Consider the following 21,026-nt stretch of genomic DNA (forward strand, 5'->3'; position numbering starts at 1 on the left):
AGCCCGCTCGACAGCAAGAACCCCCCCGCCGCCCGCGCCGCGCAGCGCGAGGCCGAAGGTTTGGCCAAACGCGGCCTTGGTGCGCCGCCCGTCCTGAAAAAGGGCGAGGATGGCGAAGGCTCGCTTCAGGTGCATCAAGATGCGTCGATGAAGATCGAGGGCGCCAAGGTGTTTTCGGTCTACGGCAAAGGCGGGATCGGCAAATCGACCACCTCGTCGAACCTCTCGGCGGCGTTTTCGCGGCTGGGCAAGCGGGTGCTTCAGATCGGCTGCGATCCCAAGCATGACAGCACCTTTACCCTCACAGGCCAGTTGCAGCCCACCGTGATCGACATCCTCAAGGAGGTCGATTTCCACGCCGAGGAGCTGCGCCCCGAGGATTTCGTGACCCTGGGCTATAATGGCGTGATGTGCATCGAGGCGGGCGGCCCGCCCGCGGGCACCGGCTGTGGCGGCTATGTGGTGGGCCAGACGGTCAAGCTCTTGAAACAGCATCACCTGCTCGATGACACCGATGTGGTGATCTTTGACGTGCTGGGCGATGTGGTCTGCGGTGGCTTTGCGGCCCCCTTGCAGCATGCCGACCGTGCGCTGATCGTCACCGCCAATGATTTCGACAGCATCTATGCGATGAACCGGATCATCGCGGCCGTGCAGGCCAAATCCTCGAACTACAAGGTCAGGCTCGCTGGCTGTGTCGCAAACCGGTCGAAAGACACCGATGAGGTGGACCGGTTTTGCGACACCGTCGGTTTCAAGCGGATCGGGCATATGCCCGATGTGGATGCCATCCGCCGCTCGCGCCTGAAGAAAAAGACCCTCTTTGAGATGGATGACGACGAGGACATCGTCGCCTGCCGGGCCGAATATCTGCGGCTGGCCGAGCTTCTTTATAATGGGACCGAGGCCGTGACGCCCGCGCCCATGGAAGACCGCGATATCTTTGAGCTTTTGGGGTTCGATTGATGCACGCCTACGACCAGACCCTGGCGCGGGTCGAAACCTATTTCGACAAGACTGCCACCAAGACATGGGAGCGTCTGACAAGCGATGCGCCCGTTTCGAAGGTGCGCGAGACCGTGCGCGCGGGCCGGGATCGCATGCGCGCGCTGATGCTGAGCCGCCTGCCCGCCGATCTGACCGGACAGCGTGTGCTGGACGCGGGCTGCGGCGCGGGTCAGATGACGATTGAGCTGGCGCGCCGTGGTGCCCATGTGGTGGCCTGCGATATCTCGCCCAGCCTGGTGGAGATCGCGCAGCGCCGCACCCCGGCGGATCTGCTGGATCAGATCACCTTTACCAGCGGCGATATGCTGGATCCGGTTCTGGGCAATTTCGACCACGTGGTCGCGATGGATAGCCTGATCTACTACAAAGGCTCCGACATCGGTCAGGCCCTCAAAACGCTGGAGCCGCGCACCGGCGGCAAGGTCGTCTTTACCACTGCGCCTCGGACGCGGCTATTGATGGGCATGTGGTATGCGGGCAAGGTCTTTCCCCGCTCTGACCGCTCACCGGTGATGATCCCCCATTGCGCAGAGCGGCTCGCGCAGGACGTCATGGCCGAAGGCGTTCGGCGCAGACTGCGGCTCGTCGATCAGGTCACGTCGGGCTTTTACATCTCGCAAGCGTTGGAGATGCATTCATGAAGGCACGCCTGAAAACGCTGTCGCTGTCGATGCTGCCCTTTGCGGATGCAGCCAGCGATGCGTTGCCGATGGGCCAGCTTTTGCGCCTGTCGCTGTTTCAGGTGTCGGTCGGCATGGCGACCGTCATGCTGCTGGGTACGCTGAACCGGGTGATGATCGTCGAGCTGTCGGTGCCCGCGATGATCGTGGCCTGCATGATCGCGCTGCCGGTGCTGATCGCGCCGTTCCGGGCTCTGCTGGGTTTTCGCAGCGACACCTACCGCTCCTCCATCGGGTGGAAGCGGGTGCCTTATATCTGGTTCGGCTCGCTCTGGCAGTTCGGCGGGCTGGCGATCATGCCGTTCGCGCTTTTGGTGCTGGGTGGCGATGTCTATCACGAGGTGCCCTTCGCGGGCGAGGTGCTGGCCGCCCTGGCCTTCCTGATGACCGGGCTGGGCCTGCACATGACGCAGACTGCCGGTCTCGCCCTCGCCTCTGATCGCGCCACGGAGGAGACCCGGCCCCGGGTCGTGGCATTGCTCTACGTGATGTTCCTTGTGGGCATGGGGATCTCGGCGGTGGTGATCGGCACGATCCTGTCGAACTATTCCGATCTTCTGCTGATCCGCGTAGTGCAGGGCGCCGCCGTGGTCGGCGTGGTCCTGAACCTGATCGCACTTTGGAAACAGGAGCATGTCCGCCCGATGAGCCGGGCCGAACGCGAGGCGCCGCGCCCGCTGTTTCGCGATGCTTGGTCCGATTTCATGCAAGGGGGGCAGGCCGGGCGCCTGTTGGTGTGCGTCTTTGTCGGCACCATGGCGTTCAGCATGCAGGACGTGCTTTTGGAGCCCTATGGCGGTGAGATCCTGGGTCTCTCGGTCTCGGCCACGACGATGCTGACGGCGATGTGGGCCGCGGGCGCGCTGTTGGGTTTTGCCTGGGCCGGACGGCAGCTCAATCGCGGATCGAACGCCTATCGTCTGGCGGGCACCGGGATCCTGGCAGGGATCTGGGCCTTTTCGATTGTGATCTTTGCCGCCCCGCTGAACTCCGCGCCGCTCTTTTTCGCGGGTGCTGGTCTGATCGGGTTCGGGGGCGGGCTCTTTGCCGTTTCGACCCTGATGGCGGCCATGTCGATGAAGGCCAGCGGCATCGCCGGTCGCGGTCTGGCGCTGGGCGCCTGGGGCGCGGCTCAGGCCACCGCGGCGGGCATCGCCATCGCGCTGGGCGGCACACTGCGCGATTGGGTGGGCGCTGTCGCCATGTCCGGCGCGCTGGGCGAAGGGATGGCGGTGCCATCGGCAGGCTATTCCTTTGTCTATCACGTCGAGATCGGCCTTTTGTTCCTGACACTCGTCATTCTGGGTCCGCTGGTGCGCAGCCCGGGCCGTTCGCAAACGCAATCCTCGGAACCGATCAGGCTGGGCCTGGCGGATTTCCCGACCTGATAACTGTCCGCATAGGAGGGACATGACATGACTGAAACCTTTTGGGGAGAGTTCGACCTGGCATCGCTGACGCTGTGGCTCTTCTGGATCTTCTTTGCCGCCCTGATCGTGTATCTCCAGCGCGAGAACATGCGCGAAGGGTATCCTTTGGAAGACGATGCGGGTGAGCCGTCGTCGAACCCCAGCCTGTTTCCGATCCCGTCCGACAAGACCTTCAAGCTGCCCCATGGGCGCGGCGAGTTGACAGTGCCCAGCGGCCAGACGCCCGAGCGCAGCGATCTGGCGCTGGAAAAGGTCAGCCCCGCCAATGGCTTCCCGCTGGAACCGACGGGCGATCCGATGCTCGACGGGGTGGGGCCGGCCTCCTGGGCGCCGCGCCGCGATGTGCCGGAGCTTGACGGGCATGGGCATCCCAAGATCGTGCCAATGTCGGCCAATGAAAGCTTTGCCGTCTCCGCCGGGCCCGATCCGCGCGGCATGCCGGTCGTGTCGGGCGATGGCGAGGTTGTGGGCGAGGTGACCGATCTGTGGGTCGACGAGCCCGAGCAGCTGGTGCGCTATCTGGAGTACCGGCTGGACGGCAAATGGGGCGAGGGCCAGCGTCTGGTGCCGATGACCATGGCTCGCGTCTGGGCTGGCAAGGTCAAGATCAACTCGATCTATGCCAAGCACTTTGCCACCGTGCCCACCATCGCCTCGCCACGTCAGGTGACGCTGCTCGAAGAGGACAAGGTCGCGGCCTATTACGGCGGCGGGCATCTTTATGCCGATGCCAGCCGTCAGGACCCGCAGATCTGATCGCAACCGGGTCGCGCGCCTTGCCTTGCCGGGCGCGCGACCCGCCCTGAAACCCGAACGGAGATACTCGCCATGTCTCATGATGATTTTGAAATCGAGCCCGTTGAGGGGCTCCCCGCTCGCCCACCGGAAGGGGAAGTGATCCTCTGGCAGGGCCGCCCAGACTGGCGGCGACTGACCTGGGAGGCGCTGAGCCTGCCCTGGGTGCTGGGATATTTTGGTGTGCTGGCATTTTGGCGGTTTATCTCGGTCGTCGACCAGATGCCGCTGGGACAGGCGATCGGCGCCACGATCCCGTTCTTTTTGGTCGCGGGACTGGCCACGGGGCTTCTGGCGCTGACCGCCCTCGTTCAAGCACGGGCCACGATGTACACGGTCACGAACCGCCGGGTGGCGATGCGGATCGGTGCGGCACTGACCATGACGCTGAACCTGCCCTATACCCAGATCGCCAACGCGATGCTGGATCTGCGCAAAGGCGGGTCGGGCACCATCGCGTTCGAGACGATGGGCGACACGCGGCTCAGCTATCTGATGTGCTGGCCCCATGTGCGGCCCTGGCACATGAAGGCGACCCAGCCCGCTTTGCGCTGCATTCGCGATGCCGAAGCGGTCGCCGAGCTGATCGCGGACGCCGCTCAGGCGCGTGTCTCGCAACCGCAGGTCTCGCGCACCCTTGTGTCGGAACCCGCATCTGCGGTCGCGGCGGAGTGAGAGCGATGAGCGACAACACATCCGACACCCCTCATCTGCGCCACAAAGAGGTCGAGATCGTCCCGATCTTCATGGTGCGCGCGATGTTCGCGCTGGTCGTTGTGTGCCTCGTGCTGGTTTCGGCCGCGCGCATCACCGGCCGCCCCCTGGAAGCCACGCCCGCCAATACGCCGGTGATCGCGGAACGTGCCATTTATCTGTCTGGCGATACATCGGGCGCCGCCCTCGTTCTGGATGCCAACGGATCGGTTCTGGCCGATCTGCCGGGCGAAGAGGGCGGGTTCATCGCCGGTGTGCAACGCGTGATCGACCGCGAGCGCAACAAGCATGGCGTGCCCCTGACGGCGCCTGTGTTGTTGCAACTGCGCGAGGGCCACCGCCTGTCGATCACCGACCCCTCCACCGGGTGGAGTGCCGAGCTCATGGGGTTCGGCGCCACCAACTTCCGCAGCTTTGCCAGGCTGCTGGATCCCTCTTGACCCAAGGAAAGGAAGCCAACCATGGGACTACTGACCAAAGACGTTGAAAGGCACCCTTGCCAGGTCGAAGTGAGCCATCGCTTCGACAGCCTGCATGCGCATGTGAAGTTCACCGACGGCACCGTCATCTATCCCGGTGACGAGGTGGTCGTGAAGGGCCCCGAGATCATGGCGCCCTATGGCGAGGTGGTCGTTGAGGACCGCGATGCGGTGATCTTTCGCGCCTCCAAGCTCGAACAGCTCTGGACCCGCCTGACTGGCGATTTCGAGTTCATGGAATTGTGCGAATTTTCCTTTTCTGAGGAGGTCAAGCTATGAACGTTCAAAACCCCCCGCAGAAACACACCGCCGACGCCACCACCGTCGAGGAAGGGCTGGCCATCGCCGAAGCGCAGGACAAGCAGTATAACGACGAGATGGCCACCGAAACGGCCATGGCCAACACCCTGCTGACCCCGCGCTTTTACACCACCGATTTCGATGAGCTGGATGCCATCGACGTCAGTTCGGTCCGCGAAGACTGGGACAAGCTGATCGCGCAGATGGAAGCGGATCCAAACAAGGGCCACTTCAAAAAGAACGAAGACTGGGACCATGTCGATTGGGAGAACATGGAGCCTGAACTGAAAAAGGAATTCATCGACTTCCTGATCAGCTCGTGCACGGCAGAATTTTCGGGCTGTGTCCTTTACAAGGAGATGAAGCGGCGCGGCAACAACAAGGACATCACGCAGCTGTTCCAACTGATGGCGCGCGACGAGGCGCGGCATGCGGGGTTCATCAACGATGCCCTGCGAGAGGCCGGGCTGCGGGTCAATCTTGGCTTTCTCACGCAGAAAAAGAAATACACCTATTTCCGGCCCAAATTTATCTACTACGCCACGTATCTGTCGGAAAAAATCGGATATGCGCGCTATATCACCATCTTCCGCCATCTGGAGGCGCACCCCGAACATCGGTTCCACCCGATCTTCAAATGGTTCGAGGAATGGTGCAATGACGAGTTTTCGCACGGCGAGGCCTTTGCCCTTTTGATGAAGACCGATCCGAAGCTGACCGAGAGCTTTACCAACAAGCTCTGGATCAAGTTCTTCCTCACGGCGGTCTATTCCACCATGTATGTGCGCGATCACCAGCGGCCTGCGTTCCACAAGGCGCTGGGCGTGGATCCCGATTGGTACGCGCATGAGGTCTTTACCAAAACCTCGAAACTCAGCGAGCAGATCTTTCCCATCACGCTGGATATCGAACATCCGCGCTGGCAGCCCACGCTTGAGGCGCTGCAACGCGCTAATGTCGATCTGGCGGACGCGGTCGAGCAGAAAAAGCCGCTCAGGAAGATCTGGGCGCAGATGCGTGCGGCGCGGTGCTTTGTCTCGCTTCTGCTGATCCCGGCCAATAGGCACACGGTGCCTGCCACCACCCGGCTGGAGCCTGCATATTGATGGCACCCTGGATCGCAGCCCTGATTGCCCTTTTCGTCTGGTGGTTTGCCACCGGGGCAATCCTGATGGTCGTCAAATACGCTGACCGTCGGGGGCTGCGAGCCCGTCAATGGGCTGTCATCGGCGGGTTGCCGATGCTTGCGCTGGGGGTCTGGGGCTATTCCAGTTCCCTGACTGACATGTCGATCACCGGGGCTTATGTCGGGTTCTTGTCCGCTCTGGCAATCTGGGGCTGGATTGAACTGGCGTTTCTGACTGGCATCATCTCGGGGCCGATCCAGAAACCCTGTCCCCAGGACATTCCCGAATGGGAACGGTTCCTGCGGGCCTGGGGCACGGTGGCCTTCCACGAACTGCTCTTGGTGGTGGCCCTGATCGTCACCCTGGTCGAGGGGTGGGGGGCTGCCAACGCATTCGGGATGTGGACCTTTGTGGTTCTTTACGGCGCCCGCATCTCGGCCAAGCTGAATCTTTACTTCGGCGTGCCAAAGATCAACACCGAGTTCCTGCCGACGGCCTTGATGCATCTGCCCAGCCATTTCCGCATTGCGCGGCTGAACTGGCTGTTCCCGATATCGGTCACCGCTTTGACCTTTGCCGTCGCCTGCTGGCTTGAGCGCCTGCACGCCGCCACCACCCCGGGGGAGGCCATCGGCTTTGCCCTGCTCACCGCCATCACCGCTCTGGCTTTGCTGGAGCATTGGCTGATGGTTTTGCCGCTGCCGGATGAACGGCTCTGGCGCTGGATGCTGCCTGCCGAAAGCACAGCGCCCAAACACCAACACACGCTACCCAGAAGACACGAGGACGCCCATGGACTTTGACGCTTTGTTTCAATCGCAGCTGGATACCCTGAAAGACGAAGGCAACTATCGCATCTTCGCCGAGCTTGAGCGGAAATCCGGCCAGTTCCCCCGCGCCAAATGCCATGACGGCGAAGCGCCGGATGAGGTGACCGTCTGGTGCTCGAACGATTATCTGGGCATGGGCCAGCACCCCAGAGTGACCCAAGCCATGAAGGATGCGATCGACAGTTGTGGCGCCGGGGCCGGTGGCACGCGGAATATCAGCGGCACCAACCACGCGCACAAGCTGCTTGAGGCCGAACTTGCGGATCTGCATGGCAAGGAACAGGCGCTGTTGTTCACCTCCGGTTATGTGTCGAACTGGGCCGCGCTCAGCACGCTGGGCGCGCGCCTGCCAGATGCGGTGATCCTCAGCGACGAGTTGAACCATGCCTCGATGATCGAAGGTATCCGCCACGCGCGCTGCCAAAAGGTGATCTGGAAACATAACGACCCCGAGGATCTGGACCGCAAGCTGGCGGCCCTGCCCGCCAACGCGCCCAAGATCGTCGCATTCGAGAGCGTCTATTCGATGGACGGCGACATCGCCCCGCTCCGCGAGATCGTCGACGTGGCCGAAAAACACGGTGCGATGACCTATCTCGATGAAGTGCATGCCGTTGGCCTTTACGGTCCCCGTGGCGGTGGCGTGAGCGAGCGCGAGGGGCTTGCCGACCGGATAACGCTGATCGAAGGCACGCTGGGCAAGGCGTATGGTGTGGTCGGCGGTTATGTCACAGGGTCGGAGGCACTGTGCGATTTCATCCGGTCGTTTGCCAGCGGATTCATCTTTACCACTGCCTTGCCACCGGCGGTCGCGATGGCCGCGCGCGCCTCGATCCGGCATCTAAAGCAGAGCAGCACCGAACGCGAAACCCAGCGCGCGCGGGTCGCCTATCTGCGTGCGCGCCTGGATCAGGAAGGTATCCCACATCTTTCAAACGCCAGCCATATCATCCCGGTGATGATCAAGGACCCGGTCAAATGCCGGATGCTGTCAGATTACCTGATGCAACAATGGGGTATCTATGTGCAGCCGATCAATTACCCCACCGTGCCCAAGGGGACAGAGCGTCTGCGGTTCACCCCGTCACCACTGCACAGCATTGAGGATATCGAGCACCTGGTGGTGGCGCTGAAAACGCTTTGGAAGCAATGTGCGATCTCACATGCGGTTGCCTAAAAGTCGCATGGTTGTGACTGTTGACTCTCGCGCCGATGCGTTACGTATTAGCGCGACGAGGTTTTAGGAGGATTACCCATGAACCGTTTGATCGCAACTGTGATCGCAGGCCTTCTTGCAGCGCCGGTTTTGGCCGATGGCCACGCGGCAGGCGACGCAGAAGCAGGCGCCAAGGAATTCAATAAGTGCAAATCCTGCCACATGATCGTTGATGCCGATGGCGCGGAGATCGTGAAGGGCGGCAGAACCGGCCCAAATCTGTGGGGCATCGTCGGGCGCCAGGCGGGGACGATCGAAGGCTTCCGCTATGGTGACGATCTGGTTGCGGCCGGTGAGGCCGGCCTGATTTGGGATGAGGCTAACTTCGTGTCATATGTCGAGGATCCGCGCGCCTTCTTGCGGACCTATCTGGATGACAATTCGGCGCGCTCCAAGATGACGTTCAAACTGCGCAAGGGCGGCGCGGATGTCTGGGCCTATCTCGCCTCGGTGAGCCCGGCGCCTGAAGCGACCGAAGCGACGAACTGATCTTTCGGACATGCTCCGACACCAAAGCCGCGGCAGGTTTGTCGCGGCTTTGGTTTTTGCGGGGGTGCAGGCCTCTCGTGTGCCGGGTGTGCACGGCTGGTTTACAATCGGGCGCGCGTAGGGGACAGTCGGTGGAATGTCGGACCTTCTGCGATTGATTGAGGGCGGGCGGCGGGACAAGTCCCGCCCTACGGCCGGGATGTCGGACGCGGCTTGGCCAGACCTGTGCCCAAAGGAAAGAGACCTCCATGGCCAAAGGCTATATTATTGCGCATGTGAACGTGCGAAACGCCGACGCCTATCAAGGTTATGTCACCGGCAACACACCGATCATCCAGGGTCGGCATGGGGCACGCTATGTCGTGCGGGGCGGCAAAGGCCAGACGATGGAGGGGGCCACGTTCGAGCGCCACGTGGTGATCGAGTTCGAGAGTTTCGATGCAGCGCTGGCAGCCTATAACGACCCCGACTACCAGGCTGTCGCGGATATCCGGCGTGCAAATGCCGACAGCAACATCTATGTTGTCGAAGGCGCCGACTGACCAGCGGCGATTTGGGCAGGCCCCTGACACCGACAGGTTTCTCCGGCCCCGCCGCCTGCGCCGCGTCGGTTTCTCCAGATCGGCGCTGGCTCTGGCACGCCACCCCGCGTGGCAGGCCCGGCGCGGTTGGGTTTCTTGTTCAAACGCGGCGCACCTCTCTCGGCGGTCGACCAAGGCGAATGACCGCAAAGACACGAGCGCGGTCAAAGCCGAACGGTCTTAGCGCAGCCGCTTCAACAGGTTCAATGAGGCATAGCCATCAGGGATCAGGCCCGATGCCACCTGATAGGCGCGCACAGCATTGATCGTCAGGGGACCGATCCGGCCGTCAATGCCGCGTGTATCGAACCCGCCTGCCGTCAGGCGCCGCTGCAATTCCTTGCGCTCGTCATAGGTCAACGCCCTGTCCCCGCGCGGCCAGTTGCCCTGGATCGCAGCGCCTCCGCCGATCCGGTCAGACAGGTGCCCGACCCCGATCACATAGGCATCGGCGGTGTTGTAGCGTTCGATCACACTGAAATTCTCGAAGATCAGGAACGCCGCGCCCTGTCCTCCGGCGGGCAGCAGGATCGCCGCCTCGCCATGGTCGGGCACGGGTTGTCCACGCATATCCATCACACCCAGCCGCGACCAGGCGCTGGGCTGTTTGGTGATGCTGCGCTTGGCCAGACGGTAATCGAAACCGTCGGGCAGTTGCACCTCCACGCCCCAGGGCTGTCCCGTCACCCAGCCGAAATGCTTGAGATAGGCTGCGGTTGAGGCCAGCGCGTCTGTCGGATCCTCAGACCAGATGTCGCGGCGCCCATCGCCGGTGAAATCCACCGCATGATCCAGATAGGAGGTCGGCATGAACTGCGTATGGCCCATGGCCCCGGCCCAACTGCCGGTCATGGTCTGGGGACTTGTATCGCCGCTTTGCAAAATGGTCAGCGCCGCGATCAGCTGTTCCTCAAAAAACGGACCGCGCCGACCGTCATAGGCCAGCGTCGCCATCGAACGGATGACGTTATCCTGGCCGCGAAACGTGCCATAGGCGCTTTCCAGACCCCAGATCGCGGTCACGACCGTTTTTTCGACACCGTAGCGCGCCTCGATTGCGTCCAATGTCGTGCGGTGCCGGTCCAGCGCTTCCCTGCCATTGCGGATGCGGGTGTCCGAGACGGCACTGTCGAGGTAGTCCCAGATTGTCTTGGTGAACTCCGATTGATTGCGGTCGCGGCGAACCGCCTCGGCATCATAGCTGACACCGCGAAAGGCGAGGTCCAGCACATCCGCACGAATGCCCTGCGCCATCGCGCGTGTCCGGAACCCGGTGATCCAGTCCTGAAAGCCGCGATCCGGACCGATGCCCGCCGCGCCGCCTGTCGATACGGGCCGCGCTGACGCCGAGGGCCGTTGCATCGGGCGCATGGATTTGGGCGCCATCAGACCCTGCACCGCGCCGGTTTGAACCGCCACGGGCACCACCCGCATTTCCGGTCGTATTGATGTCTCGACAGGCCCGGCATGCGCCGCAGCCACACCCAAACCCCATGCCAGCATCACAGCCAGAGGAACCCTCATCGTCATGCCTCATTGTTTTTCTGCTCACGCGCAGTGTACCTCAACAGTCGATTTGGCAAAAGGACTCAGTCTGTGGGCGGGCGGGTGTCTGCCATCGCGGTGATTTCGGCCTGGATCTGAGCCACGGCCTGACGCAAGAGGGGGATCCGGTTGGGACGAAAGCTTGGTCCGGTGCGCACAAGACTGCGCATGCGATCCAGCCGGAACACCCGAAAATCCTGTCTGAGCAGGCACCAGCCCAGCATCATGGTGGACCGGTCCATATAGCTGAGGCCCAGTGGTTTGACACTGCGGGTCGTCTGCGCCCCTTTGCCATCGCGATACGCGAATGACACAATGACCTCATCCCAGGTCGCTTCGCGCAGCGCTTTGACGTCAATGCCGGGCGGCGCTGGCCGGTCAAACCGGCGCGCGGTCAGCACCGCATGCGACAGGCGGTGCGATTGGCTTGGCGGCAGGCGCGCCTGTAGTTTGCTCAGAGCGGTTCCCGCGGCAATGGCCAGTTCGGGGTCGCCGATCTGTTCAACCTCCCTCAGGCCCAGAACCAGCGCCTCCAGCTCCTCATCCTCAAACCCCAAAGGAGGCAGTGCGTTATCCTCGATCAGAGTATAGCCGAATCCGGCTGCCCCATCGATCACAGCCCCCAGTGATCGCAATGTGTCAATGTCGCGGTAGATCGTCCGACGTGAGACGCCCAGATCATGTGCCAACGCGTCCGCCGTTGCAGGCGGAGCAAGGCGGCGCAGGGCCTGCATTGTCTGGAAGAGGCGAGAGATCCGGGACATGCGGGTATCCTAACCGAAATCTGCTGACGGAAATTGTCACCATGTGCGTTTAAGGTCAAATCAGTTTCCGCCAAAAGGACATATGTGATGATTGCGCTGCTCACCTATCCGCCTCTGGGTCATTCCTTCAGCCTCAGCCCGTTCTGTGCCAAGGCTGCCTTGTTGCTTGATTACTCCGGCCAGCCCTGGAGGCGGGAGGACACCAATGACCCGCGCACCGCACCCTACCGGAAGCTGCCGGCCATACGAACGGCGGAAGGACGGGTGATTGGCGACAGCGATGCGATCCGTCTCTACCTTGAAGGGCTGGGCGCCGATTTTCAGCCGGGTCTGAGCGATATCGAAAAAGCCTTTAGCCGGGCGCTCATTCGCATGGCCGAAGAGCATCTCTACTTCCACGTTGTTTTGGATCGCTGGGGCCGCGATGAGGTTTGGCCCACGGTTCGCCAGATGTATTTTCATGAGCTCCCCGCGTTGCTGCGTAAACCGATATCCAACGGTTTGCGGCGCAGCCTGATGCGGGGCATGGACGCACAGGGCCTTGGGCGGTTCAGTCCGCAAGAGCGGCTGGAGCGGGCCGAGCAGGACCTCGGCGCAATCACCGATCTGTTGTGGCAGGGTCCGTATCTGATGGGTGCGACGGTCACATTGGCCGATATGAGCGTGGCCCCCATTCTCAACGCGATACGTCAGACGCCGGTGGAGACGCCCTTTGCCTTGCGGGTGGCGGGTGATCCGATCCTGACCGAATATATCGACCGGGTGGAGGAAGCGGTTCATGGCCCCAAAACCGCACGTCTGACCGCATGACGCCCGAGGTTGCCCAGGCCTTCAAGGCGCTTCCGCGAGAGGCGCAGCCAGGGCTGATCCGGCTGCGGGCACTGATCTATGATTGTGCCGCCGGATTGTCTGAAACGGGCGGTGTGCAAGAGGTTCTGCGCTGGGGGCAGCCCGCATATCTGCCGGTCAAGCCACGCGTTGGCTCGACCCTGCGGCTGGGGGTTCCCAAGTCGGGGGGCTTCGCGCTCTATGCCCATTGCGGGACGTCGATCATCCGGGATTTTGCCGAAACCTATCCGGGCCTGGACCGCATCGAAGGCAATCGCGCGGTTCATTTTGACAGGGCGGATCAGATCGATCCATCGCGCCACGGCCAACTCATTCATCATGCCTTGACCTATCATCTGAGACGGTAAGGCCGTTTTGCCTGCCTGGCGTGTCTGCGGGAACACGGTATTGATCGAGGTTATCGACGCTTGCGCTCCACCTTGCGCTTGGTCTTGGCGGCCTTGCGTTTGCCCTTGGCCACTTTCCGCCGCGCGGGGCGTCCCGCCGGGCTGGGCGCGCGGGGAAGGGATTTGTCGTTGATCGAGACCAGCTCCAACTCCAGCCCGCCTGTCACTGGCGTGGCCTGGGCCAGCCGCACGGTAACGCGCTGGCCGATGGCGATCAGCAACCCGGTATCGGACCCCATCAGCGTCCCGGCCTCGCGGTCGAAATGGAAGTATTCGCGCCCCAGGGACCGGATCGGGATCAGACCGTCTGCCCCGGTCTCGTCCAGTTTCACGAAGGCGCCGAACCGCGCGATCCCGCTGATCCGGCCCGAAAACTCGTTGCCGACACGCTCGCTCAGATAAGAGGCCAGATAGCGGTCGGTCGTATCGCGCTCGGCCATCATCGAGCGGCGCTCGGTGTCCGAGATATGCTGTGCGGTCCGCTCTAGCCGGTCGATCTCATCGGGCGACAACCCGTCCTTGCCCCAACCGTGGGCCGAGATCAGCGCGCGATGCACGATCAGGTCGGAATAGCGCCGGATGGGCGAGGTGAAATGCGCGTAACTCTTCAGAGCCAATCCGAAATGGCCGAAATTCTCAGGGCTGTAATAGGCCTGGGTCATCGACCGCAGGGTCGACATGTTGATCAACTCCGCCTCATCCGTGCCCGCCGCCGCGTTCAAAAGCGCGTTAAGATGCCGGGTCTGTAACACCTGACCCTTGGCCAGCGTGAAGCCCGCCGCACCGGCGGTTTCGCGCAGCGCGTCCAGCTTTTCAGGGCTGGGTTCCTCATGCACCCGGAACAGCAGTGGCGAGCGTTTGGCGATCAGCGTCTCGGCTGCGGCAACATTGGCGAGGATCATGAACTCCTCGATCAGCTTATGTGCATCGAGCCTGTCGCGGAAATTGACCGAGGCGACGGTGCCATCCTCGGCAATCTCGATCCGGCGTTCGGGCAGGTCCAGATCCAGCGGCTGGCGCGCCTCCCGCGCGGATTTGAGCGCACGGTATGCTGCGTAAAGCGGTTGTAGAACCGGTTCCAGCAGCGGCCCCGTTCGGTCATTGGGCTGCCCGTCGATGGCCGCCTGTACCTCTTGGTAATTCAGCGACGCGGGGGAGCGCATCAGGCCGCGCAGGAACCGGTGCCCGATCTTTGCGCCATGCGCGTCGATCTGCATACGCACGGCGATGCAGGCGCGCGGCACCCCTTCGTGCAAGGAACACAGATCGCCCGAGAGCCGGTCTGGCAGCATCGGCACCACGCGATCCGGGAAATAGGTGGAATTGCCGCGCTTGCGCGCTTCGGTATCCAGGGCGGTGCCGGGCCGGACATAGGCCGCCACATCCGCGATGGCGACCCAGATGACATGCCCGCCGGGATTCCCCGGATCGTCATCTGCCTGGGCAAGGCACGCATCATCATGATCGCGCGCATCGGACGGATCAATGGTGATCAGCGGCATCTCCCGCAGGTCGTCGCGCCCCTTTAGCCCCAGTGGTTTGGCGGCGTCGGCCTCGGCAATCGTGGCCTCGGGGAAATCATCGGGGATGCCGTGCTGATGAATGGCGATCAGTGAGACAGCTTTGGGTCCGCTTGGGTCGCCCAAGCGCGATACGACCCGCGCGCGGGGCAGGCCCATACGGTCTTTGGGGCCGGATTGTTCGCCCTCCACCAACTCCCCATCGCGAGCGCTCAGCGTGGCGGCTGCGGGCACCAACCACTCGTTCTGACCGGCCTTGTCGATAGGCACGATCCGCCCGCCTTCAGCGGTCTTGCGGAACACGCCCAGAATTTTGCGTGGCGCCGTTCCTATTCGGCGGATCAGACGTGCCTCGTAATTGTGATCTTCTTGCTGCACCACGGTCAGGCGCGCCAGGATACGGTCCCCGGGCTTGAGGGCGGGATCGCTGGCGCGCGGCATGATCAGGATGACCGGCTCCACGCCCTCGCCATGCCATTCCATCGGGCGCGCGAAGAGATCACCATTGGCATCGGGCGCCTTGATCATCAGAACCGACACAGGCGGCAACCGGTCGGGGTCGCGATAGCTGCGCTTGCGCTTTTCGAGATGCCCCTCGGTCTCCAGCTCTTTCAGGACGCGCTTGAGGTCGATCCGCGCAGCCCCCTTAATGCCAAAGGCCTTGGCGATATCGCGTTTCGAGGTGAGGGTCGGGTTGGCGGCGATCCAATCGAGGATCTCGGCCTTTTCGGGGATACGGCTCATATTCGCCTCCTATACCACCCCAGGGCGCAGGGACACCACATCAATCCTCTGCCTGAGCACGCGGGGTCAGCGGTGTTGCGCCAGCCGCGTCAGATCGTGCAGCCTGTCCACATCCGCCAGCGTGGCGCACCGGGCCACGCGCCAGCCGGGCAGGGTGGCCAGCGTATCGGCCATCGCATGCTGCGTGCTCCACCTGGCCCCGGCAAAGACGGTGGGCGGCACCGCGCGCAGGCGTTTCATCCCGATCAGCCAATAGCCCCCATCGGTCGCTGGGCCGATCACGGCCTCGGCCCCGCCCAAAGCGGCAAATGCCTCGGCAACGCGCGCGCGGGTGATGCCGGGAATATCGGCCCCGATCACGCAGACCGGCCCGGGGGGCATTGTGCGCAGCATCCGGCCCATCCGGTCGCCCAGATCGCCCGCGCCTTGCGGCACGCGCACCAGATCGCCAGGCCAGACGCGGCTTTGCAGCCCGGCAGCATCGGGCGAGACGGCCAGCACGATCCGCCAGCGCGGATCGCGCAGCCGACGGATCAGTGACAGGGCCTGCCGCCGGAACCATGTGGCGGCGGCCACCATGCCTATATCGCGGCCCAGCCGCGTCTTGACCCGGCCCGGGCGCGACTCTTTCAGCATGATGACCAGTCTGCGCTGTCTCAAAGAGCCTGCACCATCATCTGATGTGGCACGCCCAGATCGTCGTGCTGCGGCCCTTCGGCGACAAAGCCCAGCTTCTCATAAAATCCCATCGCGGTGACTTGCGCGCTGAGTCGGGCCGACGTGACACCAGGCACGTCGCGCGCAATCTCCATCGCGGTGCGCACAAGTGCGGCGCCCAGACCGCCGCCGCGTGCCTCTGGGATCAGGCAAATGCGCCCAATCTTGGCGGTATCGCGCGAAAACACGATCCGCGCAGCGCCCACCGGCCTGTCCCCATGCTCCGCCAGAAGGTGCACGGCATCGTCATCGAACGCGTCGCGATCCTCGGGAAAACCCTGCTCGTCGATAAAGACAGAGGCGCGCAGTCTGTAACAGATCTCCGGATCGTCGCTGACGCGGATGGTGACATGGGTCATGCGAAATACTCCCGCAGGATCCGCGCATAGATCGCCTTGAGCTGGTGGATCTGTTTGACGGGCACGCATTCATCGACCTGATGCATGGTCTTGCCGACCAGACCGAACTCGACCACCGGGCAGTGATCCTTGACGAACCGCGCGTCCGAGGTGCCGCCCGTGGTGGACAGCACCGGGGTGATCCCGGTCTCGGCCTTGACCGCGCGCGCCACCAGATCCGACAGCGGGCCGGGCGGCGTCAGGAAGCTCTCGCCCGATATCTTGGCCTTTATGTCCACCGCAACACCAAAGGCCTGGGCGACCTCGTCCGCTTCCCGACGCAGCCAGTCGGTCAGCGCAGCACCGGAATGAAGATCGTTGAACCGGATGTTCACCGTTGCTCGGGTCTGGGCCGGGATCACATTATTGGCGAGGTTGCCGGTGTCGATGGTGACCACCGCCAGGGTCGAGGCGTCAAAATGCTCCGACCCCTGATCCAGCTTATGGGACGACAAACGGTCCATCAGACGTGCCATCGCGGGCATCGGGTTCCTGGCGCGGTGCGGATAGGCCGAATGACCCTGCACGCCGGTGACGGTGAAATAGGCGGTCATCGACCCACGCCGCCCGATCTTGATCATTTCGCCCATCTGGTCAGGACAGGTCGGTTCCCCCACCAGGCAGACCGACATACGCTCGCCCGTCTCTTCCATGTGATCCAGCAGGGCGGTTGTGCCGTCCACCGCATCGCCTTCCTCATCGCCGGTGATCGCCAAGACGATCGCGCCGTCGGGGGGTGTATCGGTCACCAGATCCACCGCCGCCGCGGCAAACGCGGCGACGCCCGATTTCATGTCCGTAGCGCCCCGCCCATAGAGGACCCCGTCCACGATCTGTGCCCCGAAAGGCGGGCGGGTCCAGGCATCTGCGTCACCTACGGGCACGACATCAGTATGCCCGTTGAAGCCGAATGTGCGTGCATGCCCCTTGTCGCCCCAGCGGGCGAAAAGATTGCCAACGCCGCCACGATCCACGCGGGTGCAGGCAAACCCTGCTTCCGACAACACCCGTTCCAGCAGCACCAGCGCCCCGCCCTCCTCTGGTGTCACCGAGCGGCAGCGTATCAGGTCGGCGGTCAGGGTGGCGGCATCCGTGGTCATGTCCGGGCTCCTTGTGGTGGTGGGATCAGGCGTCTCCCGCCACAGTTGAGCGGAAATCCCGGCAAAGCCAAGCCCCCCGCGATCAGAATTTGGCTCGCGCCGTTTCTGCGGGCGTGGTACCCTGAAAAACCAAGACCCGGCGGGCAGATCGGGTGGCACGCATTATACAGGCATAACACCAGGCATGGCTTGGATCGCTATTGCAGATCATTCCGGCACCGAATTTGACGCGCGGGGCCTTGGCCCGCACGGGGCGCGTCCGGATGCGCATCTGGGTCCCATCGCCGCCAACATGCTGGTCGAGCGCGGCACCTTGATGATTGAGACAGGCCTTTCCTCGCAACCACGGCCACGGCCCCTGCTGACATTTCAATCCACAATTGGCGGGCCGTTGCAGATCAATCTGCAATCCATCCCAGGGGGCGGGATGACACTGGCCATCGCGAATGGAGATGACCTTCAGCATTGTGCGATCAGCCATGCAGAGACCGGTCGGACAGATCTCTTGCGTATCCTTTATTGCTGGGACGGGCCAGCACGCCGCGGTCTGGTGGCGGTCGAACGAACCGGCTCATCGGCGGTTACACTGGTTCCGATCAAAGACCCGAGGCCCATCTTGATGCGCGATCTTCGGGCTTTGTGCCTGGGCGGTGAACAGCGCTTAATCTCGGATGATGTGTCGTTCTTTGCCGTTGCGACCCATATCGAACGGGTCGGCCCATCCCCGACCCTGACACCTGAGACACCGGTGGCGACCCCGCTGGGGTATCGCCCGGTCGGGCAGCTCAGGCGGGGTGATACGGTTCTCACGGCCAAGGGCGAGACTGTTCCGGTCTTGCACCGGATCGACCGTGAGGTCCCCGCGCGCGGCACACAAAGGCCGATCCGTCTGCGCGCGCCCTATTTCGGACTTAAGCAGGATATCGAAGTGGCGCCTGATCAACGGCTGGTCATTCGCGGGTCGGAGGTTGAGTATCTTTTTGGCCATGAGGCCGTTCTGGTGCCTGCCCGCCATCTTGCCGGCGCCTCGGCCGCCATGCCGACGTTCCGGGCGGGTACAGTGCGCTATTGCCAGGTCCTCTTGCCCGATCATGAGGTTCTGGACGCCGCGGGCACCGCTGCGGAAAGCCTCTATATCGGGCGCATCAGACGCAAGCGCCGTCTGCTTGCGGCCAGTCTGCTTGCGGATCTGGACCAGGCCTATCTGCCGGATCAGGGCGTTTCGGCCTATCCGGTGCTCCGGGCGTATGATGCACAGGTTCTGGCCGATTATCGCGCGGCCTGATCGTCGGCCTCATCCCCAAAGAACGGGGTTACCTGTGCCACGATCACCGCGTTTTCGTCCAATGCCCTGGCCATCAAGGCACGTTCTTCGCCTTCAATCTCATGGCCCTGGGCCAACCGCTCGTCCAATGTGCCATAGCCGGTGACATCGAGCGGCGCGGTATCGGCCTGCTTGAGGATCGCAACCGTCTCGCGGACCGCTTCGGCCTCATCCACACCGCTGGCAAACACCATCAGCGCCGCCCCGGTGGAGTCTTGGGGCAGCCCGTCCCCTTCCTTCCGCCCGATCTGGACCAGAAGGGTATAGACCTCTTGCTTGCTCTCGGATTTTGCCATTGGCCGTAGGGCGGGACTTGTCCCGCCGCCCCCCTAGTCGCGCAGAAGCTCGTTGATACCGGTCTTCGAGCGCGTTTTTTCATCCACGCGTTTCACAATCACAGCGCAATAGAGGTTCACATTGTTTTTTGACGGCATCGAGCCCGCGACCACCACGGAATAGGGTGGCACCTCGCCATACATCACCTCGCCCGTTTCGCGATCCACGATCTTGGTTGACTGGCCGATGAACACCCCCATGCCCAGGACCGAGCCTTCGCGCACGATGCACCCTTCCACAACTTCGGAGCGGGCGCCGATGAAACAATTGTCCTCGATGATCGTTGGACCCGCCTGCATCGGTTCCAGCACGCCGCCGATGCCCACGCCGCCCGACAGATGCACGTTCTTGCCGATCTGCGCGCACGAGCCCACGGTGGCCCAGGTATCGACCATCGTTCCCTCGTCCACATAGGCGCCCAGGTTCACGAAGGACGGCATCAGAACCACGCCCGGCGCGATAAAGGCCGATTTGCGGACGACACAATTGGGCACCGCCCGGAAACCGGCAGCCTTCCACTGATTGTCGCCCCAGCCTTTGAACTTGCTGTCGACCTTGTCCCACCAGCCGCCGGCCTGCGGGCCGCCGCCCTGTTGTTCCATGTCCTTGATCCGAAAACCAAGCAGCACCGCCTTTTTCGCCCATTGGTTCACATGCCAGCGGCCATCCTCCTGCCTTTCGGCCACCCGCAGACCGCCGCTATCCAGCGCACTCAGCGTGTCCTCAATCGCCTCGCGGGTCTCTCCGGTGGTGGCGGGGGTGATGGTGTCGCGCGCCTCCCAGGCGGCTTCGATTGCGGCTTCGAGCTGTGCGTTTGACATCGGGCGTTCCCTCGTGACTATGGTCTGGCCCCTATAGCGTCGGGGACAGGGCGGGGCAATGGACTGTTATCCACCCTTACGCCAGCGGATCGGGCGCGGGGTTCGCCCCGCAGACCAGCACCGCAACGCGCTCATTTCGGGCAGGAATGTAAGCCCCACCCATCACCGCAGCAAGCGCGGCTGCACCCGCAGGCTCAACCAATTGCCGCATCTGGCGCCAAAGGTGCAACTGCGCGGCAGCGATTTCTGCATCGGTCACGGTGATGGAATGCACGCCCGTTTCGCGTGCCAGAGTGAAACAGATCTGCCCGATTTTGCGCGCGCCAAGCGCGTTTGCAGCGATACCGGAGACGTCAACATCCACCGGGGTGCCTGCCTCCAACGCGGCGTTCAGCGCGCAGGATGTGGCGGGCTCCACCGCCACGACCTTGCGCCGATTGCCCAGCCAGGCCATCGCTCCCGCGATCAGCCCGCCGCCGCCCACCGCGACAACGACCGTGTCGGCCTCAAGACCCTGATCCTCCCACTCGGCAGCCAACGTGCCCTGACCTGCCACGGTGGCAGGCGCGTCATAGGCATGGACCTGCATCGCGCCGCTTGTCGCCTCGAACGCCTGCGCGGCCTCCATCGCATGTGCATAGGCGCCGGGCACGACATGGCATGTGGCCCCTGTCTCGCGGATCAGTGCGATCTTGGCGGGGCCTGCCATCTCGGGCCCGAAAATCGTCGCATCATGCCCCAGACCCCCCCCGGCAAAGGCCCCCCCCCCCCCGGGATTTCCCCCCCGGGGCCCCGCCACCCCCCCCCCGGGCCCACCCGCGGGCCCGTCCCGTTAACACCCCTGACCCGCCCCCGCAAAAGAGAGAGGAAAAA

24 protein-coding genes are annotated in these 21,026 nt (G+C 63.2%); 15 read left to right on the forward strand and 9 right to left on the reverse strand.

Going from position 1 to position 21,026, the window contains the following annotated elements; genetic code table 11:
* Positions 1-147: 147 nt before the first annotated feature.
* The 12 genes from bchL to HEP69_RS22445 all read left to right on the forward strand — a co-directional run bounded on the left by bchL (position 148) and on the right by HEP69_RS22445 (position 9,610).
* On the forward strand, positions 148-966 hold the full coding sequence (gene bchL / locus HEP69_RS22390; RefSeq protein ID WP_290560759.1) for a ferredoxin:protochlorophyllide reductase (ATP-dependent) iron-sulfur ATP-binding protein: 819 nt from the start codon (positions 148-150) through the stop codon (positions 964-966).
* Positions 966-1,649: a magnesium protoporphyrin IX methyltransferase gene (bchM, locus tag HEP69_RS22395; RefSeq protein ID WP_290560736.1), complete on the forward strand. Its 684-nt coding sequence runs from the start codon at positions 966-968 to the stop codon at positions 1,647-1,649. Before bchL ends, bchM begins: the two co-directional genes overlap by 1 nt.
* Entirely contained in the window at positions 1,646-3,076 is a 1,431-nt protein-coding gene (locus HEP69_RS22400) for an MFS transporter (protein ID WP_290560737.1), read from the forward strand. Before bchM ends, HEP69_RS22400 begins: the two co-directional genes overlap by 4 nt.
* 27 nt (positions 3,077-3,103) lie before the next feature.
* Positions 3,104-3,874: a photosynthetic reaction center subunit H gene (gene puhA / locus HEP69_RS22405; protein WP_290560738.1), complete on the forward strand. Its 771-nt coding sequence runs from the start codon at positions 3,104-3,106 to the stop codon at positions 3,872-3,874.
* 72 nt (positions 3,875-3,946) lie between these two features.
* Entirely contained in the window at positions 3,947-4,588 is a 642-nt protein-coding gene (gene puhB, locus HEP69_RS22410) for a photosynthetic complex putative assembly protein PuhB (protein ID WP_290560739.1), read from the forward strand.
* A 5-nt stretch (positions 4,589-4,593) separates the two neighbouring features.
* Positions 4,594-5,067: a photosynthetic complex assembly protein PuhC gene (gene puhC / locus HEP69_RS22415; protein WP_290560740.1), complete on the forward strand. Its 474-nt coding sequence runs from the start codon at positions 4,594-4,596 to the stop codon at positions 5,065-5,067.
* A 21-nt stretch (positions 5,068-5,088) separates the two neighbouring features.
* The gene (locus HEP69_RS22420) at positions 5,089-5,385 is read left to right on the forward strand and encodes a hypothetical protein (RefSeq protein WP_290560741.1); all 297 of its coding nucleotides are present in this window, start codon (positions 5,089-5,091) and stop codon (positions 5,383-5,385) included.
* Positions 5,382-6,512: a magnesium-protoporphyrin IX monomethyl ester (oxidative) cyclase gene (gene acsF, locus HEP69_RS22425; RefSeq protein ID WP_290560742.1), complete on the forward strand. Its 1,131-nt coding sequence runs from the start codon at positions 5,382-5,384 to the stop codon at positions 6,510-6,512. Before HEP69_RS22420 ends, acsF begins: the two co-directional genes overlap by 4 nt.
* A complete protein-coding gene (gene puhE, locus HEP69_RS22430; RefSeq protein ID WP_290560743.1) occupies positions 6,512-7,336 on the forward strand; it encodes a putative photosynthetic complex assembly protein PuhE in 825 nt (274 codons plus the stop codon). Before acsF ends, puhE begins: the two co-directional genes overlap by 1 nt.
* Positions 7,326-8,540 (forward strand): 5-aminolevulinate synthase, encoded by a 1,215-nt coding sequence (hemA, locus tag HEP69_RS22435; protein WP_290560744.1) that lies wholly within the window; start codon positions 7,326-7,328, stop codon positions 8,538-8,540. Before puhE ends, hemA begins: the two co-directional genes overlap by 11 nt.
* 78 nt (positions 8,541-8,618) lie before the next feature.
* On the forward strand, positions 8,619-9,068 hold the full coding sequence (locus HEP69_RS22440) for a cytochrome C (RefSeq protein ID WP_290560745.1): 450 nt from the start codon (positions 8,619-8,621) through the stop codon (positions 9,066-9,068).
* Positions 9,069-9,316: 248 nt separating this feature from the next.
* Positions 9,317-9,610, forward strand: a complete 294-nt coding sequence (locus HEP69_RS22445) for a DUF1330 domain-containing protein (RefSeq protein WP_290560746.1) — start codon at positions 9,317-9,319, stop codon at positions 9,608-9,610.
* A 219-nt stretch (positions 9,611-9,829) separates the two neighbouring features.
* On the opposite strand, the gene HEP69_RS22450 is transcribed toward HEP69_RS22445, so the two are convergent.
* Together HEP69_RS22450 and HEP69_RS22455 are read right to left on the reverse strand one after the other, a co-directional pair.
* Positions 9,830-11,179 (reverse strand): lytic murein transglycosylase, encoded by a 1,350-nt coding sequence (locus HEP69_RS22450; RefSeq protein ID WP_290560747.1) that lies wholly within the window; start codon positions 11,177-11,179, stop codon positions 9,830-9,832.
* A 59-nt stretch (positions 11,180-11,238) separates the two neighbouring features.
* Positions 11,239-11,958 (reverse strand): YafY family protein, encoded by a 720-nt coding sequence (locus HEP69_RS22455; protein WP_290560748.1) that lies wholly within the window; start codon positions 11,956-11,958, stop codon positions 11,239-11,241.
* A gap of 87 nt (positions 11,959-12,045) precedes the next feature.
* Between HEP69_RS22455 and HEP69_RS22460 the strand changes: the two genes are divergently transcribed.
* Positions 12,046-12,768 carry a glutathione S-transferase family protein gene (locus HEP69_RS22460; RefSeq protein ID WP_290560749.1) on the forward strand — a complete coding sequence of 241 codons (723 nt, stop codon included), beginning with the start codon at positions 12,046-12,048 and terminating at the stop codon, positions 12,766-12,768.
* Complete coding sequence (locus tag HEP69_RS22465; protein ID WP_290560750.1) at positions 12,765-13,154, forward strand: DUF1801 domain-containing protein; 390 nt, start codon at positions 12,765-12,767, stop codon at positions 13,152-13,154. Before HEP69_RS22460 ends, HEP69_RS22465 begins: the two co-directional genes overlap by 4 nt.
* Positions 13,155-13,204: 50 nt before the next feature.
* Here the strand turns inward: HEP69_RS22465 and rnr are convergent, their stop codons facing one another.
* From rnr to dapE, 4 genes are all read right to left on the reverse strand, one after another.
* Complete coding sequence (gene rnr / locus HEP69_RS22470) at positions 13,205-15,457, reverse strand: ribonuclease R (RefSeq protein WP_290560751.1); 2,253 nt, start codon at positions 15,455-15,457, stop codon at positions 13,205-13,207.
* 66 nt (positions 15,458-15,523) lie between these two features.
* A complete protein-coding gene (locus tag HEP69_RS22475) occupies positions 15,524-16,093 on the reverse strand; it encodes a TIGR04282 family arsenosugar biosynthesis glycosyltransferase (protein WP_290560760.1) in 570 nt (189 codons plus the stop codon).
* A 20-nt stretch (positions 16,094-16,113) separates the two neighbouring features.
* A complete protein-coding gene (locus tag HEP69_RS22480) occupies positions 16,114-16,533 on the reverse strand; it encodes a GNAT family N-acetyltransferase (RefSeq protein ID WP_290560752.1) in 420 nt (139 codons plus the stop codon).
* The gene (dapE, locus tag HEP69_RS22485; protein WP_290560753.1) at positions 16,530-17,672 is read right to left on the reverse strand and encodes a succinyl-diaminopimelate desuccinylase; all 1,143 of its coding nucleotides are present in this window, start codon (positions 17,670-17,672) and stop codon (positions 16,530-16,532) included. Before dapE ends, HEP69_RS22480 begins: the two co-directional genes overlap by 4 nt.
* Positions 17,673-17,856: 184 nt before the next feature.
* Here dapE and HEP69_RS22490 point away from each other — a divergent pair, with 184 nt between their 5' ends.
* Positions 17,857-18,957, forward strand: a complete 1,101-nt coding sequence (locus HEP69_RS22490) for a Hint domain-containing protein (protein ID WP_290560754.1) — start codon at positions 17,857-17,859, stop codon at positions 18,955-18,957.
* Here the strand turns inward: HEP69_RS22490 and HEP69_RS22495 are convergent.
* The 3 genes from HEP69_RS22495 to HEP69_RS22505 all read right to left on the reverse strand — a co-directional run bounded on the left by HEP69_RS22495 (position 18,942) and on the right by HEP69_RS22505 (position 20,952).
* A complete protein-coding gene (locus tag HEP69_RS22495; protein ID WP_290560755.1) occupies positions 18,942-19,292 on the reverse strand; it encodes a hypothetical protein in 351 nt (116 codons plus the stop codon). The genes HEP69_RS22490 and HEP69_RS22495 overlap by 16 nt on opposite strands.
* Positions 19,293-19,325: 33 nt before the next feature.
* Entirely contained in the window at positions 19,326-20,153 is an 828-nt protein-coding gene (gene dapD, locus HEP69_RS22500) for a 2,3,4,5-tetrahydropyridine-2,6-dicarboxylate N-succinyltransferase (RefSeq protein ID WP_290560756.1), read from the reverse strand.
* 76 nt (positions 20,154-20,229) lie between these two features.
* Positions 20,230-20,952 carry a pyridoxal-phosphate dependent enzyme gene (locus HEP69_RS22505; protein ID WP_290560757.1) on the reverse strand — a complete coding sequence of 241 codons (723 nt, stop codon included), beginning with the start codon at positions 20,950-20,952 and terminating at the stop codon, positions 20,230-20,232.
* Positions 20,953-21,026: the final 74 nt, after the last annotated feature.

This window comes from Aestuariivita sp., assembly GCF_021404545.1.
In the GTDB taxonomy this organism is placed as follows: Bacteria; Pseudomonadota; Alphaproteobacteria; order Rhodobacterales; family Rhodobacteraceae; genus Aestuariivita.